17 protein-coding genes are annotated in these 15,287 nt (G+C 32.2%); all 17 read left to right on the plus strand.

All coding sequences use genetic code 11. The annotated features are described in order from the left end of the window. Positions 1-36 precede the first annotated feature (36 nt). The 17 genes from ACTQYZ_RS08745 to ACTQYZ_RS08825 all read left to right on the plus strand — a co-directional run bounded on the left by ACTQYZ_RS08745 (position 37) and on the right by ACTQYZ_RS08825 (position 15,142). Positions 37-753, plus strand: a complete 717-nt coding sequence (locus tag ACTQYZ_RS08745) for a hypothetical protein (RefSeq protein WP_441416427.1) — start codon at positions 37-39, stop codon at positions 751-753. 69 nt (positions 754-822) lie between these two features. Next, positions 823-2,382 carry a PBSX family phage terminase large subunit gene (locus tag ACTQYZ_RS08750; protein WP_441416428.1) on the plus strand — a complete coding sequence of 520 codons (1,560 nt, stop codon included), beginning with the start codon at positions 823-825 and terminating at the stop codon, positions 2,380-2,382. 947 nt (positions 2,383-3,329) lie between these two features. Continuing rightward, a complete protein-coding gene (locus ACTQYZ_RS08755; protein ID WP_441416429.1) occupies positions 3,330-4,082 on the plus strand; it encodes a hypothetical protein in 753 nt (250 codons plus the stop codon). Between the two features lie 538 nt (positions 4,083-4,620). Further along, complete coding sequence (locus ACTQYZ_RS08760) at positions 4,621-5,439, plus strand: hypothetical protein (RefSeq protein WP_253229336.1); 819 nt, start codon at positions 4,621-4,623, stop codon at positions 5,437-5,439. Between the two features lie 16 nt (positions 5,440-5,455). After that, entirely contained in the window at positions 5,456-5,806 is a 351-nt protein-coding gene (locus ACTQYZ_RS08765) for a hypothetical protein (RefSeq protein WP_441023469.1), read from the plus strand. A gap of 398 nt (positions 5,807-6,204) precedes the next feature. Continuing rightward, a complete protein-coding gene (locus tag ACTQYZ_RS08770; protein WP_441023467.1) occupies positions 6,205-6,816 on the plus strand; it encodes a hypothetical protein in 612 nt (203 codons plus the stop codon). After that, a complete protein-coding gene (locus ACTQYZ_RS08775; protein ID WP_441416430.1) occupies positions 6,816-8,906 on the plus strand; it encodes a hypothetical protein in 2,091 nt (696 codons plus the stop codon). The genes ACTQYZ_RS08770 and ACTQYZ_RS08775 overlap by 1 nt, the downstream gene beginning before the upstream one ends. Positions 8,907-8,917: 11 nt before the next feature. Next, positions 8,918-9,304: a hypothetical protein gene (locus tag ACTQYZ_RS08780; RefSeq protein ID WP_441416431.1), complete on the plus strand. Its 387-nt coding sequence runs from the start codon at positions 8,918-8,920 to the stop codon at positions 9,302-9,304. A gap of 9 nt (positions 9,305-9,313) precedes the next feature. Then, positions 9,314-10,144, plus strand: coding sequence for a hypothetical protein (locus tag ACTQYZ_RS08785; RefSeq protein WP_441416432.1), 831 nt, complete (start codon positions 9,314-9,316; stop codon positions 10,142-10,144). Positions 10,145-10,163: 19 nt separating this feature from the next. Beyond that, on the plus strand, positions 10,164-10,736 hold the full coding sequence (locus ACTQYZ_RS08790; RefSeq protein WP_441023459.1) for a hypothetical protein: 573 nt from the start codon (positions 10,164-10,166) through the stop codon (positions 10,734-10,736). A gap of 12 nt (positions 10,737-10,748) precedes the next feature. Next, on the plus strand, positions 10,749-11,078 hold the full coding sequence (locus ACTQYZ_RS08795; protein ID WP_441416433.1) for a hypothetical protein: 330 nt from the start codon (positions 10,749-10,751) through the stop codon (positions 11,076-11,078). 14 nt (positions 11,079-11,092) lie between these two features. After that, complete coding sequence (locus tag ACTQYZ_RS08800; protein ID WP_441416434.1) at positions 11,093-12,142, plus strand: hypothetical protein; 1,050 nt, start codon at positions 11,093-11,095, stop codon at positions 12,140-12,142. Positions 12,143-12,153: 11 nt separating this feature from the next. Then, the gene (locus ACTQYZ_RS08805) at positions 12,154-12,432 is read left to right on the plus strand and encodes a DUF2977 domain-containing protein (protein ID WP_441416435.1); all 279 of its coding nucleotides are present in this window, start codon (positions 12,154-12,156) and stop codon (positions 12,430-12,432) included. Next, positions 12,422-12,874: a hypothetical protein gene (locus tag ACTQYZ_RS08810; RefSeq protein ID WP_441416436.1), complete on the plus strand. Its 453-nt coding sequence runs from the start codon at positions 12,422-12,424 to the stop codon at positions 12,872-12,874. The genes ACTQYZ_RS08805 and ACTQYZ_RS08810 overlap by 11 nt, the downstream gene beginning before the upstream one ends. Positions 12,875-13,349: 475 nt before the next feature. Further along, entirely contained in the window at positions 13,350-13,628 is a 279-nt protein-coding gene (locus ACTQYZ_RS08815) for a hypothetical protein (RefSeq protein ID WP_441023450.1), read from the plus strand. After that, on the plus strand, positions 13,628-14,353 hold the full coding sequence (locus ACTQYZ_RS08820) for a peptidoglycan-binding protein (RefSeq protein WP_441416437.1): 726 nt from the start codon (positions 13,628-13,630) through the stop codon (positions 14,351-14,353). Before ACTQYZ_RS08815 ends, ACTQYZ_RS08820 begins: the two co-directional genes overlap by 1 nt. A 483-nt stretch (positions 14,354-14,836) precedes the next feature. Then, positions 14,837-15,142: a phage holin gene (locus ACTQYZ_RS08825; RefSeq protein ID WP_441023447.1), complete on the plus strand. Its 306-nt coding sequence runs from the start codon at positions 14,837-14,839 to the stop codon at positions 15,140-15,142. The last annotated feature ends 145 nt before the right edge of the window (positions 15,143-15,287 follow it).

Here is a 15,287-nt window from a genome sequence, read left to right on the forward strand (position 1 = left end):
AATAGATAATATATATAATCATAATAGGAGAATGATATGAAAGAAAAGATAAAAAATAAAATTGGACTTTTTATTACAATAATAGTTATATTTTTTTCTTTATTTTGTATAAGGGATTTTATATATGATACTGAAATAAATTACGAAATGAGTTTGGATGGATTTGGTTATCATATTTTAATTAATGAAAAGGATACATATATAAAAGAAAGAGAAATAATTGAATTAATGTGTCCTGATAAAAGCTATGATGTAACTATTATATTTAATAAGCCAACATATAAATATATAAAAGATTGGCAGTTTAAATATAAAAATCCGGAATATGAAGATGACAAAACAGGAGTTGCAAGTGAATATAATTATGATACAAAAGTAATGTTTGAAGTAATATCATATGATTATTCTTTTGTATATAAAAATGCCGTAAAGGTAACAAATAAATATATTGAAGAAAATGAAAATGCAAGTAAAGAAGAAATAGCAAAATACTTTGCAAACCGCCTTGAATATGAATGGAAATACATAAAAAAGAACAATATAAAAAAAACAACTTATATTTATAGAATGAAAAAGCTTAATAGAATTTATAAAAGTAATTATGTAGAAGGAGTAATATTCTTACCATATCAGAATAACAATGAGGATTTGGCAAATGCTGTTTTTGGCGGACTTGTTGAAGAAATGGACAGGACGAAGCTGCCTGAGGGGGTTGACATTGAAGAGACAATGGAAATAATGGGGATAGAATAGATTAAGAATAAAAAGACACCGAGGGGTGTCTTTTTTTATAAATTAATAATAAAGGAGGAGATGTTTATTTTGAAAGATAAAAAAAGAAAGGACAGTATAGAAAAATTAAAAGAAGAAATCAGAAACAGTGAACTTGAAAATATGGAAAGTCCATTTAAAGAAAAAGTAAATGATGAGTGTTACAGTATTGAAATATCTAAAAAGGTATTTAACGAGGTTTATATACCATATTTGGATAATGATGACAGGTTACTTATATTTTACGGAGGAGCGGGGAGCGGAAAGAGTGTTTTTGTTGTTCAAAGATATATTTATAAGATCCTAAAAAACAATCTTTGTAATATTCTTGTTGTTAGAAAGACGGGAAATACAAACAGAACTTCCACCTTTGCACTTTTTAAACAGATAATAAACAAGTGGAACCTTAGGGATTTATTTTTGATAAACAAAAGCGATTTTACAATTACCTGTAAGGTGAATTTAAACCAGATTATATTTAAAGGACTTGATGATGTAGAAAAGATAAAATCAACAACCTTTGAAAGTGGTGAATTAACGGATGTATGGATAGAAGAAGCCAGTGAGACAGAGGAAGACGACTACAAACAGCTTAACGTTCGTTTAAGGGGTGGTAAAACAAAGAAGCAGATAGTAATGAGTTTAAATCCCATAGACATAAACCACTGGATTAAGACTTCTCTTATAGATACCGGAAGAGCAACCTATCTTCATACTACCTATAAAGACAATCATTTTATAGATGATGAATACAAAAAGGAACTCGAAAGCTACAAGGATACGGATATATATTATTACAATGTGTACTGTCTTGGAATGTGGGGCGTTTTAGGGGATAGTGTATTTGATGTATCCATAGTAACAAGGCAGTTAAAGAAGAATATAAAACCCATAAAGACAGGTTATTTTAAATATGATTATGACGGAAAAGAAATAAAAAACATAGAATTTATAGAAGATGAAAAGGGCTTTATAAACATTTACGAAGATGTGGATAAAAGCTCTTTTTATGTTCTTGGAGGAGATACGGCAGGAGAAGGTAGCGATAATTTTACAGCACACGTAATAGATAATATTACCGGAAATCAAGTTGCTGTTTTAAAAAACAAGTTTGATGAAGATTTATATGCAAGGCAGGTTTACTGTCTTGGGAAGTATTATAATGATGCGCTTATAGGGATTGAAACAAACTTTTCAACCTATCCAAACAAGGAACTTGAAAGGCTTGATTATCCTAAACTTTATGTAAGGAAAAGGGAAGATACATATACCGGAAGAATGATAAGTTCCTTTGGTTTTGTAACGACAAGGATAACAAGACCGATAATAATAGCAAATCTAATAAAGATAGTGCGTGAAGAGGGAGAAAAAATAGTCGATAAGGCTACTTTAGAAGAGATGTTAAGTTTTGTAAGAAATGAAAAGGGAAGACCTGAGGCTGCAGCCAATGCTCATGATGATTTGGTTATGGGGCTTGCTATTACTTATCACATAAGAGAACAACAGGAAATGGTTAAAAAGAAAATAGTTAAACCGAGAACTTTCCACTTTAAAGCCGAAATGCCCGGTAAAAGCGGCGGTGATTTTGGTGGGGAAATCAAAATTATTTAGGGTTTCGCTCTGAAGAGCGACCAGTATTTTTCCAAAGCAAAAAATACTGGACAAAATGCTTTCACTCAAGCGCCGTGAGGGCTTATAACGTGGTCGGATTTTCTAAAAATCTCTACCCGAGATTTTTGAAACGACCACTACCGCTACCCCGTCTATTTATTGGTTTTACAAAAGTTAATTTACCTGAATAAAAAAGTGGGCTACTGGGTGAAGTGCCTTATAACGCTTTTAATGACTGCGTAAAACTCTGCCCGAGTTTTACTGTCAGAAAAGCTACCCCGACTTGGCTTGTTTTGTAGTTAGGTTATCAGTTTGATTAGAAATAAAATGGAATTATTGGAAAAAAGGCTTATAACGTGGTCGGATTTTCTAAAAATCTCTACCCGAGATTTTTGAAACGACCACTACCGCCGTCCCGCCTATTTATTGACTTTATGTTATGAAAAAGAGCATGGTAATAAAATGAAATGTTTCGCTTTTTATGGTTTGATATTTATAGTTTGGGATAATATAATGGAATTAATAATATGTATTTTAATATTAAATAATAAGTAATATATTTTATTATATTGTAATTTATTTTAGAAATAATACTATATAAGTAAAAATATATTATAAATTAAGAAAAATATTGAATATTTTGTAATAAATTTTAAACAAGGATATCCTAACAAAATAATTATAAATATAGTTTAAAAATATGGGAAGATGTTGGGATTAAAACTTTGAAAAGTTATGTTATTATATATTATGGAAAAATAAATAAAATGTTTTGAGGGTAATTTCATTTTATCTTAAAACTTTAAAGGCACTTAAAAAAGTGTCTTTTTTTTATGGGTGGTTTTGGGTGGGAATGCTTAAAGTGTCAAGTCTTCATAAGACTATAAATTATGCGATTTACCTGCGTTAAAGGTAAAAGTCCGGACAAAAGAAAAGGAGGAAATGATATGGAAGAAAATTACGAAGGACAATCATTTTCACAAGATGATTTAAATCAAGAAGATTACTATGATAGTTATGACGATTCATATGGTTACGATTCATCTGAGTATGATGAGGGCTTAAGTACCGAAAAAAAATATTATGACGACGAGCGGGAACAAGAGGAATATACTTATTTTGATGAAGAGCCTAATGAAGACTACGAAGAAGATTATGAACAAAAAGCTGATGAGTTTTCTGATATGGAAAACTTCATGGATGAAGATATCACACATTCTGACACAGACACTTTAAGCCAGACAAAGCTTGGAAATTATTATGCTGATGAAATCATATCTTTAGGAGATGAAGATATGAACGAAGTATTAAATGAACTTCTACATTCCGATAATTTAGATACAACATCGGAAGTTCTTTTAAACAGACTTTCAAGTGAGTTATCCCTTAGAACAAATGAAAATGAACTTAGAAATATTGGTAAAGATCCAAGCGTACTTAGAAGTGATGATTTTATAAACTTTGCCAAATATTTCAGAGATGATGTTCCATTAATGGATGTCTACAATGTTTATGAAAGCCGTGTGCTTAATAATGAGCAAAACACTTATTCTCCTGCGGGAAGTCTTAAAGACAATAAAAAACCAGGAGGTATTAAGGATTATTACACTGCCGATGAAGTAGACGATTTTACGGTAGAAGACTTTAAGAGAAATCCGAAGTTACTTGATATTGTGAATAGGTCTATTGAAAGATGGTAGTGGATAAGGGGTTTCACCCCTTAAACCCCACGACTTTTTTTCTCGCCTAAAAAAGTCGAATAAAAGGGCGCCACTGGGCGTGGGGCCTTTGACGCATCGGGATTTCATGGAAAATCTACCCGATTTTCTCATGAACCGATGCTACCGCTACCCCATCTGCTTATTGGTTTTATGGTAGGGAGTGGGACATGGCAGTGAAATGGGACGTTTCATTTTGAATGGGATTTATATAGGGAGTTTGGTGTGGGGATGAAATGCAGGTTTTGTGTTTCATGGTTTTTTAGTTGAGGGTAAATTTTATTATATCAAAGTTACTTTTCTATAAACGAGGTTAGGTGTGGGATGAAGGTATGAGGTGTTAAGTTTAAGAAAAGTAAAAATTTAAAATATAAATTATTAAAAACAATTAAGATATTTTTGATAAATACAGGATAAAGAGAAATCATGGGAGGGAAAGGGAAAATGTTTATCAAAATATCTAAAAATGATGGAAGTAACATAAGTTACTTCTTTTTTAATAAAAGAAAGAGAGGAAAATATGAGTTATAACAATTTTAAAGCGACAGTATGGAGTGCAAACATACTAAGAGATTTGGAAAAAATGGCAGTACTAGACAAAGACTGTTGTCATGATTTTGACGGAGACATTAAACAAGCAGGAAAGGTAAAAATTCTTGGAGTTGCAAGACCAACAATCGGAGATTATGACGGAAGCGATATTCACGATCCTGAAGATGTAAAAGATACAAGCATTTATTTAGACATTGACAAAGCAAAATATTTCAACTTTGGAGTTGATGACATTGACAAAGCACAATCAAGAAAGGGCTTAATGTCATCATTAAGAGCTGAAGCAACAGCAGGGCTAACTGAAGCATATGAATACGACATTGCCTTAGAAGCAAAAAATGCAGGTAAATTTTCAGCGTCAACAGCGGTATCAACAGAAGATGATATGAAAAAATTAGTAGACAAAGGTCTTGTATGGTTAAGAGATAATGGAGTTCCTATGACACAAAGAGTAGTAATCGAGCTAACTCCATGGGCTTATGATATCTTTGAAAACAAGATTATTGAACTAAAAACAAGAAACGACAAACTAATCGAAGAAGGTATTCTTGGTAAATACAAAAACGCATATGTAAAAATGAGCAACAACTTATACAACGACGGAAAAGACGATTACTTAATGATTAGAACAAACAGAGCCATTGCAGCGGGAAAACAAATTGATAATGTTGAACCATTCAGACCTGAAAAGAGATTTATGGACGCTGTAAAAGGGTTACTTGTTTATGGAACAAAAACAGTAAGACCAAAAGAATTATATACAATAAAAGCTCACGAAGCAGAGTAAGAAGGGAGAATAAAATATGTCAGTAACAAATATTGAAAGAATAAAAATAAAAAGAAACACTCCTGGAGAATATCCTGAGTTAACAGCAATTGACACAACAGACGGAGCGTTAATTGATTTTGATGGATGCGACGATAAAACACTTATGATTTTTTCGGCTTCATCAGAAGGTGCGAAAGTAAAAGTACACAGTGGCAATGGTATTCAAGGAGTAGAAGCAGCAGAATTTGAGTTTGATATTCCAAACGGACAAATGAGAACTCTTGTAATCGAAAGCGGTAAATACAAAGACGTAAAAGTAAACAAAGGAAAAGTTAAAGTTACTGTAACAGGTACAGTTTCTGTAGGGGTTATAGAACTTCCATAAGGGGTGTTGCCCCTAACCCCAAATTTAAGGGCTGGCTGCCCTTAACAACCCTTCTCTTTTTTTGCTTGTCCAAAAAAAGAGGTAAAAAGGACATTTCTCGGCGAGGTGCCTTATAACGCTTTTCGATGCCTACGTAAAATTCTACCCGAGTTTTACTGGCAGAAAAGCTACCCCAAACCAAAATTAATGGGAATATGGTTAAATACTACCCTGACCAATAATAAGGTAGGGTGGTGGTAGTGGTCGTTTCAAAAATCTCGGGCAGAGATTTTTAGAAAATTCGACCACGTTATAAGCCTCCACGGCGAGTGGCGCCCTTTTATTCGACTTTTTTAGGCGTGTAAAAAAGTCGTAGGGTTGTTAAGGGGCAAAGCCCCTTGAAAGGTAGGAGGTAAATAATGAGTATAAGAAGTATAAAAGAGATAAAAAGATATATTCTTGCGATAATTGAAGAGTACTCTACAAATGATTTGTATACTTCCGATGATGAAGATATAAACAAAAGACTTATTCCTCTTATAAACATTCATTATCAAATGTTGTTTAATCAAAGCGAAAATATAAAGGCAAAGAAAATCGAAGTTAAAATTGATAATGAAATGTCAAGAGATGAATACAAGCCTTATTCTCTTGGTTCACTTTGTGCCAAGTTTCTTGGAATAAGGGTAATAAAGTCAGATTATAAAGATATAGATTATTATTTCTTAAATAAAAAGTTATATATTAAAAATAATTACGAAGGACTTATTGAAGCACAGTATAAGCCTTACTGCGAAGATTTAAGCGAAATACCAAATGAGAAGCTGGATGAAACGGAACTTGACCTTGATGTAAATTCGGTTATTGTGCTTTGTTATCATGTTGCAAGTGATGTTTTAAAAACAGATGTTGGAGCAGATTATACAGCCTTTGACCAAAAAGCTTCAAAGGTTATATCGGCTCTTGATATAACGAAAAACGGTGTGATGGGAATAGTAAGACCCGTAAAAATTTACGGTGGAGGTTTATAATGGCTAGGGCAGAAACCATAAAAAGAACCTATAAGAACATAAAAGGCGTGGATTTTTCAAGGGAGGCAAGAAACGTTAGTGACAACCGCTCTCCAATGATGGTAAATATGTGGAAAGATTATCTTGATGATTCTCAGTGTGTGGTTACAAGAGAAGGTTATAAGTTAATCGCTGATTTTTCTTCTTTAATAGATAATGAGTTAAACAAGAGAATATACGGTATACATATATATACGACTTTAGGAGATAATCTTGCTTTAGTACATATAGGAAAATTTTTATATTTATATAAAGAGTTTCCAAGTGCCGTAAATTTAGAAAACACTGTTTTACTTTCGGATAAAATGAACGAATGTAAGTCAATGAGTTTTATGTATAACGAAAAATTATACATAAATGACGGATTAACTTATTACAGATTTGACGGAGAAAACCTCATTGAAGTAGGTAATAAAGAAAGGATAAACGAACAAGTTCTTAAAATTGACAGTGAACATCTTGAAAGTAGTTTTGATATTCCTTTCATCCCTACAACTTCAATTTCAAGACTTCCGGACGGAGGGGGAGAAAGTTATCAAGGAGTAAATGTTCTGTCGGGCTTTAGAAAAAATACTTTTAGCGGAGATAATAAAACAAAGGTTTATGCTCTTGATACTACGGACCTTACATATAATGATATAAGCTACATTAAGGTATGGATAAATGATACTTATATTGATTTAAAAAACGGAACTAGTCTTACCTATGATGTGAAAGATTCAGAAAGTGGTGAAGTAAATACAAAGACCGATACTTTTAAATTAGAAGAAGACGGAATTGACATAAAAAAAGGAACAATAACATTTAATGTAGCCCCTCCAATGTCTGCTACTCTCGGTCAGGATAATGTAGTGATAATGTTTTATAAAGAGGTGGACGGGTACGCTGATAGAATAAATAATTGTAAAATTAATGCGGTTTTTGATAACAGAGTATTTTACAGCGGTAGTAAAACATATAAAAACGGCCTTTTTTATAGCGAATTAAATGATCCTGAATACATATCTGACCTTAATTATTATCAGGACGGAAGCGATAACGAAGATATAACTTCCATTACAGTTGCAGGTAATGTTCTTTGGGTATTTAAGGAATCAAAAGAAGGCGGCAACAATTTGTTTTATCATAAGCCAGATACCGAGCAGATAACAATAACAAATACTCAAGGTAAATCGGAAAAAAAATACTATAAAACTTATCCTGTAAAACAGGGCAAAAGCAGTTTTGGAAGTTTTGGATGCAGTATAAACTTTAAAGATGACATATGTTTTTTAACAAAGGAAGGAATGTATGGACTTAAATATTCCGATTTAAACAGCGATATTTATGCTTCGGACTTTGTATGCGAAAGGTCCAGCCTTGTTAATCCTAAAATGACAAATGAAGATAAATACCTTGATGCATCTATGGATATATACAAAGGGTATTTATGTATTCTTATAAACGGAAATATGTATCTTGCAGACAGCAGAAAGACTTTTGAAGTAAATAAAGGTTATGAGTATGAGTGGTTTTATTTTGAAGGACTTAGAGTTTTTGATGAGGAAAGAAACGAATATAAGGGGATATATTTAAAATCTTTTGACAATAAACTTTTTTTTGCAACTGACGGAGGGCATATATGTGTATTTGATGAAACATTATATCAGGATAATGAAGAAAATATGGAAAATTATATTTTATTAAAATTCGATAATTTTTCTGACATAAATCATTTAAAGACAACTTCCAAAAGAGGTGTAATAGCAAAGTTTAAAGTAATGGGAAATTCCAGTGTTGGAATATACATAAGAACCAACAAAAGCAAAGAATATAAATATATAACAACATATAAAAATGCCGGATTTTCATTTATAGATTTGGATTTTAGGACATTAAGTTTTTTAATAGATCAGGATAACAACTATGGAGTAATAAAAACGAAACAAAAGAAATTTAACGAACTTCAAATAAAACTAAAAGGTGAAACAATTGACAAAAAAGAATCGAGACCTTTCGGGTTTTTCTCTTTCACATTGGAAGGTTACAAAGGAAACTATATTAAAAGGTAGGTGAATGGCTAATGGATAAACTGATTGGATTTGATGAAGATGTAAGAAACATAGAGCCTCTTGGAGATACACCTATAATTTCCGGTGAAGAATTAAGGCAGACTTTTGATAAAGCAGGTGTAGATATAAAAGAATATTTAAACTCTGTTTTACTGCCTAAAGTAAATGATGAGATTATAGAAAATATTGACACAAATACAACTAACATAGAAAAGATAAAAAACGATGTAGAAAACATAACAAATAAGGTAGACAATACTATTACTAAAATATATGTGGATGAAAACACATCTGAAGCAGTTAATACATCCCCTAAAATAGTATTTTCAAAAACAGTTCCTACTACTTCAAACTATGGTACTAATTTGCCTGTTGGGTCAATAGTATTTGTATATTAGAGGTAAGATATGGCAAATAGTGGAAAAGTAACAGGAAAATATTCAAATAATGATGATGTTTATATATCTTTAGAATGGGAAGTAAAAAGTCAAGATAAAGAAGCTAATAAAACAGTAATACACTGTGAATTATGGCTTAGAGGTAAAGACAGTTACAGACACCATAATTTTTACGATCATGTAAGCTACATAACAGTAGACGGAGTAAAGAAAACAAATACTAAAACGAATTTTGATACTTATAAAAATCCATGCTTATTAACACAAGCTGATTTTACAATAAAACATAGCTCAAATGGTGCAGGTGATTTTAGTGTAAGTGCTAAACATTATAGTGGTGTTGCAATTGGAACAGCGAGTATAAGTTCAAAAAACTTTACGCTTCCTACAATAAAGAGAATATCTAAGTTAAACTCTTTAAGTATAGTAAATGAATATAAGGGAATAAAAGCGAGTTATACAAAATATAAATCTTCTTTTAGTGATACCTTAGTTATAAAATGCAAGACATTTACAAAGAGTGTAAGTAATTATAAAAGCGGAAGTATTGTATCTTTTACAAGTAGTGAACTAACTAAACTTGAAGATATTTTAGGGGAAGATAAGACTATAACATTTACTTGTTATTTAAAGACTTATGATGGTTCTACTCTTCTTGGTAATAGTAATTCTTTATCTAAAAGCGAAACTTTAACTTTTAATCAAGGACCTAAGGTATATATAAAAGTAAGTTCATCTACTATATCAAAAGTAAAAGGTGTATACATAAAACCTTCATCAATTTACAGAGTAAAGAGTTCGTATTTAAAAACTTCGTCAAATAGTATAGTAAAAAGTTAATATTAAAAGGAGGTAGATTATGGCAAGTAATCCATATAGTGGTTTAAATTCTTATGCAGATAAATATTATAAAAATACTAATGATGCCGTAAATAATTATTATAATTCGGCAAAAACAAACATAACAAATGATACAAATCAGCAAATAAAAGAGTATCAGCAAAAGAAAACACAAGCAGACAAAGACGCATTCCGTGACGCAAGAGCGGCAAATGCGGATTACTTAAAAAGCATTAATCCCTATGGATACAATGCAGAAAAACAGGCAAGTTCCGGTCTTGGCAGAAGCGGTTTTTCTGAAAGTACTAAGAATGCAAACTTTACAACAGCACAAAACAGAATATCACAAGCTAGATCAACGGCAGAACAGGCAAAAATGAACTTTGACAATCAAATTGCACAGGCATATAACACAAAAAACTCTAAACTTGCAGAACTTGCATATAACACAATGAATACAAGAAATAAAGCTTTGGATACGTTACTTAGTAAAAAACTAAGTATTGCTTCAGGATTAAAAGATTGGTATTTGGGAAAAGGAAATTTGGATTTAAACAGAGAAGAATTCAAATTCAGAAAATCTCAATCATAGTAAGGAGGCATTATGCAGATAAAATATTCAAACAGCGGATATTTATTTTTTCAGGTTAGCGAAGAAAGCATTTTAGATTTAAGTATTATATCTAAAGTGCTTTTTACTTTTGGGAAAGGTTCAAGACAGTTAATAAAAGAATATCCGGGGGAAGTAAGTTATTTTGAAAAGGAGCGAGGATTTCTTGTTCCTTTTTCTCAAGAAGATATGACAAGATTTAGACAAGGGGAGGACGTAGAATATGATGTAAAATTTTTGTATAAAACAGGAGATAGTTATTCAACAGATATAGGAAATTTAGAAATAGGAGAAGTTGTAAACAAAAATACTTATAACGTATAGAAAGGAGATAAAATATGGCAATTGAATTAATTGTTGATACTCCCGTATTAAAGGGAGAAAAAGGCGACAAAGGAGATACTGGAAGTTTTGATTATACTCATCTTGAAGAAATAGTAGACGAACATCTTGATAATAGATTTTCTGATGTAGAAGCAAGTCTTGATTTAAAGGTTGATAAAGAAGTAGGAAAAAGTCTTGTTGATGATGATTACATAGCAAAACTTGATAATCTTGAAACACTTGATAAAACCGTTGTAGAAAAATTTAATGATAAAGTTGAACAAAGCGACCTTGAAGAAAACTTAATACAAATTGAAGGTCAGTTACAAAAATATATTGATGAACAACTTGTTACTGCCGGCAGTGGTGATATGTTAAAAAGTGTATATGATACTGATGGTGATGGTGTTGTAGATATTGCAGAAAATGCTAATAATGCTGATAAAGTAAATAATTTAACAGTTGAAACAGCAGTTCCACCTGATGCAGTGTTTACCGATACGACTTATGAAACTGTGACAACAGAAACAAACGGACTTATGAGTTCTGTTGATAAAATTAAATTAAATGGAATTGAAAATGGAGCTAATAATACAGAAATTATTAATAATCTTACAAGTGAAGAAACTACAAAAGCTCTTTCAGCTAACCAAGGAAAAGGGATAAATGATAGATTAAAACAAGTAGAAAATATGACCCCAGTTTTGCTATTTCAAGGAGCTGTAAGCAATGGGACATTTTCGTTAAGTGAAAGTGCTTTTAATTATAGAAACTTAGCAATAGGTATAAGTTCACTCAGTGGAGGCAATCCGTTTGCATGGGCTTTAATACCAGTACTTCCAAATAGTGCTGTACCAACTTATCAGTCTTTTGCCGGATTTAATTGTGCAGTTGCAGATAATGGTAAAAACTCAATTTCAAGTTATTGTGGCAGATTGTCAAAAAACGAAGAAGGAACTGAATTTACTTTTGTTCAGCAAATTACAAACGTTTCTCATACATCAGGTGAAACACACGGTGGAGGCAGTACTTATAATATAGCTTATATTTATGGTATTAAATAAGGAGGTAGTAAATGAAAATAAGTTTAGATGAAAATAAATATATAGTTGCTTTTGCAGTTATTGGAGATATAGAAAACAGCATAGAAACTAATTTAACTGTTGAAGATTTTAACAATTTACCTTGTTTTGTTTATAAGTACGAAAATGGTAAATTAACACTTGATGAAGAAAAAAAGAAAGAATGGGAGGATTCACAAATTGAACCTGAGCCAGAACCAACAGGCGAATACGTAACTTATGAAGAACTGGCAAATGCAATAAAAGAGGGGGTAAACAGTTATGGAATCTAAGGAATATGTTTTAACTAAAATGAGAGAAGTAGGGTTAAATGCTGCTAATTCTTTTCAAGAAAAGGCACCCGACCTTGACGGCACTGCCATAATTGATAAGGAAGATAATATCCCAGATTTTAATCCTGAATTACATCAATATTTAAATTGGAACAAGGGTGAATGTGTAAGAGATAATGATCAAGTTTGGCAGTTATTACAGCCATATGATAGTAATACATACAAAGACCACCCCGAAAATTTAAGGGCACAGTGGAGTTTATGTCACACTAAAAATCCTCAAAAAGCAAAACCTTATGTTGAACCTATGGGGCAATCAGGTATGTATATGAAAGATGAGTGTTGTATTGCTTCTAATGGAAAAGTTTATAAATCAAAGGTTGATAATAATGTTTGGGAGCCTAGTGGTTATCCAGACGGATGGGAAGAAGTGATAATATAAGGGGCTTTGCCCCTAACCCCACCAAATATTTGCTCGCCCAAATATTTGGATAAAAGGACGCCACTCGCCGTGGCGTTTTAGGGTTTCGCTCTAAAGAGCGACCAGTATTTTTCCTAAGCAAAAAATACTGGATAAAATGCTTTCACTCAAACGCCGTGAAGGCTTAAAACGTGGTCGGATTTTCTAAAAATCTCTGCCCGAGATTTTTGAAACGACCACTACTGCCAACCTTACCTATTTATTGGTTTTACGATGGTGGAACATCATAGTGAAATTTAGGTTTTACTTTGAATAGATTTATGTCAGGGAATAGGACATTGTTTCGAAATTAAAATCAATACTTTCAATGGGTTTGTAAAAGGTGGATAAATAGAGGATGGTTAGGTATATAGATACTAATTAAAAATCGCTTAAAAAGGGCTTAATATAAGTCCTTTTTTTATTATGAAAATTTAAAAAGGAGTGATTTTATGAGATGACAGAAGGACAACTGACAATAATTATTGCTCTTATAGGACTGATTATAACAGTGATAATAAATATAAGCAGATTTGCAGGAGCGGTTACAAAAATTGAAACATCTTTAAATCATTTGAATGATGTATTAAAGGAATTAAAGGAAGAATTTAAAGACAGTAGAGAAGAAATGGCAATGAAGAGAAAAAGGCTTTGGGAGCATAATGAAAAGCAAGACAAGATACTTGATGAACATGAATTAAGAATAATAAAACTTGAAAATAAGGAGGGACATTAGTGTTAAGCGTAAAAAATTATCAATCTAATTTAAAATCCTATTATGGATTTTATACCGGAAGTGTTGACGGAAAAGTCGGAAGTAAAACGACTTCTGCAGTAAATAGTTATCAAAAGTTTAAAGGACTAACACAAGATGGAATTTATGGAAGTAAGACTGATAATGCATTAATTTCAGATATAAAAAATTTACAAACCTTACTTAATAAAAATGGAGCAAAACTTAAAGTAGACGGAATAATAGGAAGTGCGACCGTTTCAGCAATTAAGTCATTCCAAAAGAAGAAAGGTTTATCTCAGGACGGTATTGCGGGAAGTAATACTATTAAGGCTTTGAAGAATACATCTTCTTCAAGTTCCTCATCTTCAAAAGTAAATTGGAATAAGGTTAAGTATTTTAAAAAATCAGAGTTTAAATGTCAGTGCGGGGGTAAGTATTGTAATGGATACCCCGCTGAGATGAGTTCAAAGCTTATTGATATTTTGGAAGAATTAAGAGTTTACTTTGGTAAACCTATAACTATTACATCGGGGCTTAGATGTAAAAAACATAATGCGACTGTTGGCGGTGTATCCAATTCTATGCACCAATACGGAAAAGCAGCAGATATTTATATTTCAGGAGTTGATAAGGCGAAAATAAAATCAAAAGCATATTCTTTGGGGGCAGCATATAGCTATTATGGTACTTCAAACATGGGTAATGCTGTTCATATAAATGTATAGTTTATAAGGGACTTTGCCCTTAACCCCACGACTTTTTTACTCGCCTAAAAAAGTCGAATAAAAGGGCGCCACTGGGCGTGGAGACTTTAACGCTTTTAACGCCTACGTAAAACTCTACCCGAGTTTTACTGGCGGAAAAGCTACCGCTGTCCCGACTTAATTATTAGCTTTTATGTTATGGGGTGGGACATTGTTGTGAAATTTAGGTTTTGTTTTTAATGGTTTTACATAAGGAGTGGGACATGGCAACAAAATTAAATTTATACTTTTAATGCTTTTTATTGTAGGGTGTTGGACATGGTAGTGAAATGGGAATAATTACTTTGAATGGGTTTTATATAAGGGATGGTACATGGTGAAGAGATGAAGATATATATCTAAGTTTCATCAAATTTCACCTATTATCATCATGACAGTGTATGGGGAGGTTTAAAGTTAGTTTTAAAGTTTAATATGAATTATAAAATATAACAGGAGGTAATAATGAAAAATATTGATTTAAAAAATGTTTCAAGCGGTACTATTGCAAGGACGCTTTTTTTATTTGTAAGTTTAGTAAACAGTGCTTTAGGTATGTTTGGTTTTACATCTTTGGATATTGACGAAAACACAATTTACACAGTTGTAACAGGTTTAACTACTATTGTTTCGGCGGTGCTTGCATTTTGGAAAAACAATTCTTTTACAAAAGAGGCTATTGAAGCTGATAAGTATAGAGAAAATCTTTTAACAGATGAAAAAAATGAGGAAACTTTTGAACAAGAGATTGAACTTGATGAGATTAAATAAAAAAGGGGCATTTTGCCTCTTTTTTTATTGTAAATATATCTGTCTCCTATACACATCTCCGAGCCCACGAGACGCGTTCTATGATCTGGGTTGGGGTGTGGTGGTTGTTATGTGGGGGGGGGGGGGGGGGGGGGGGGGGGGGGGG

It is taken from the genome of Anaerofustis sp. LCP19S3_F7 (genome assembly GCF_052119445.1).
In the GTDB taxonomy this organism is placed as follows: Bacteria; Bacillota; Clostridia; order Eubacteriales; family Anaerofustaceae; genus Anaerofustis; species Anaerofustis butyriciformans.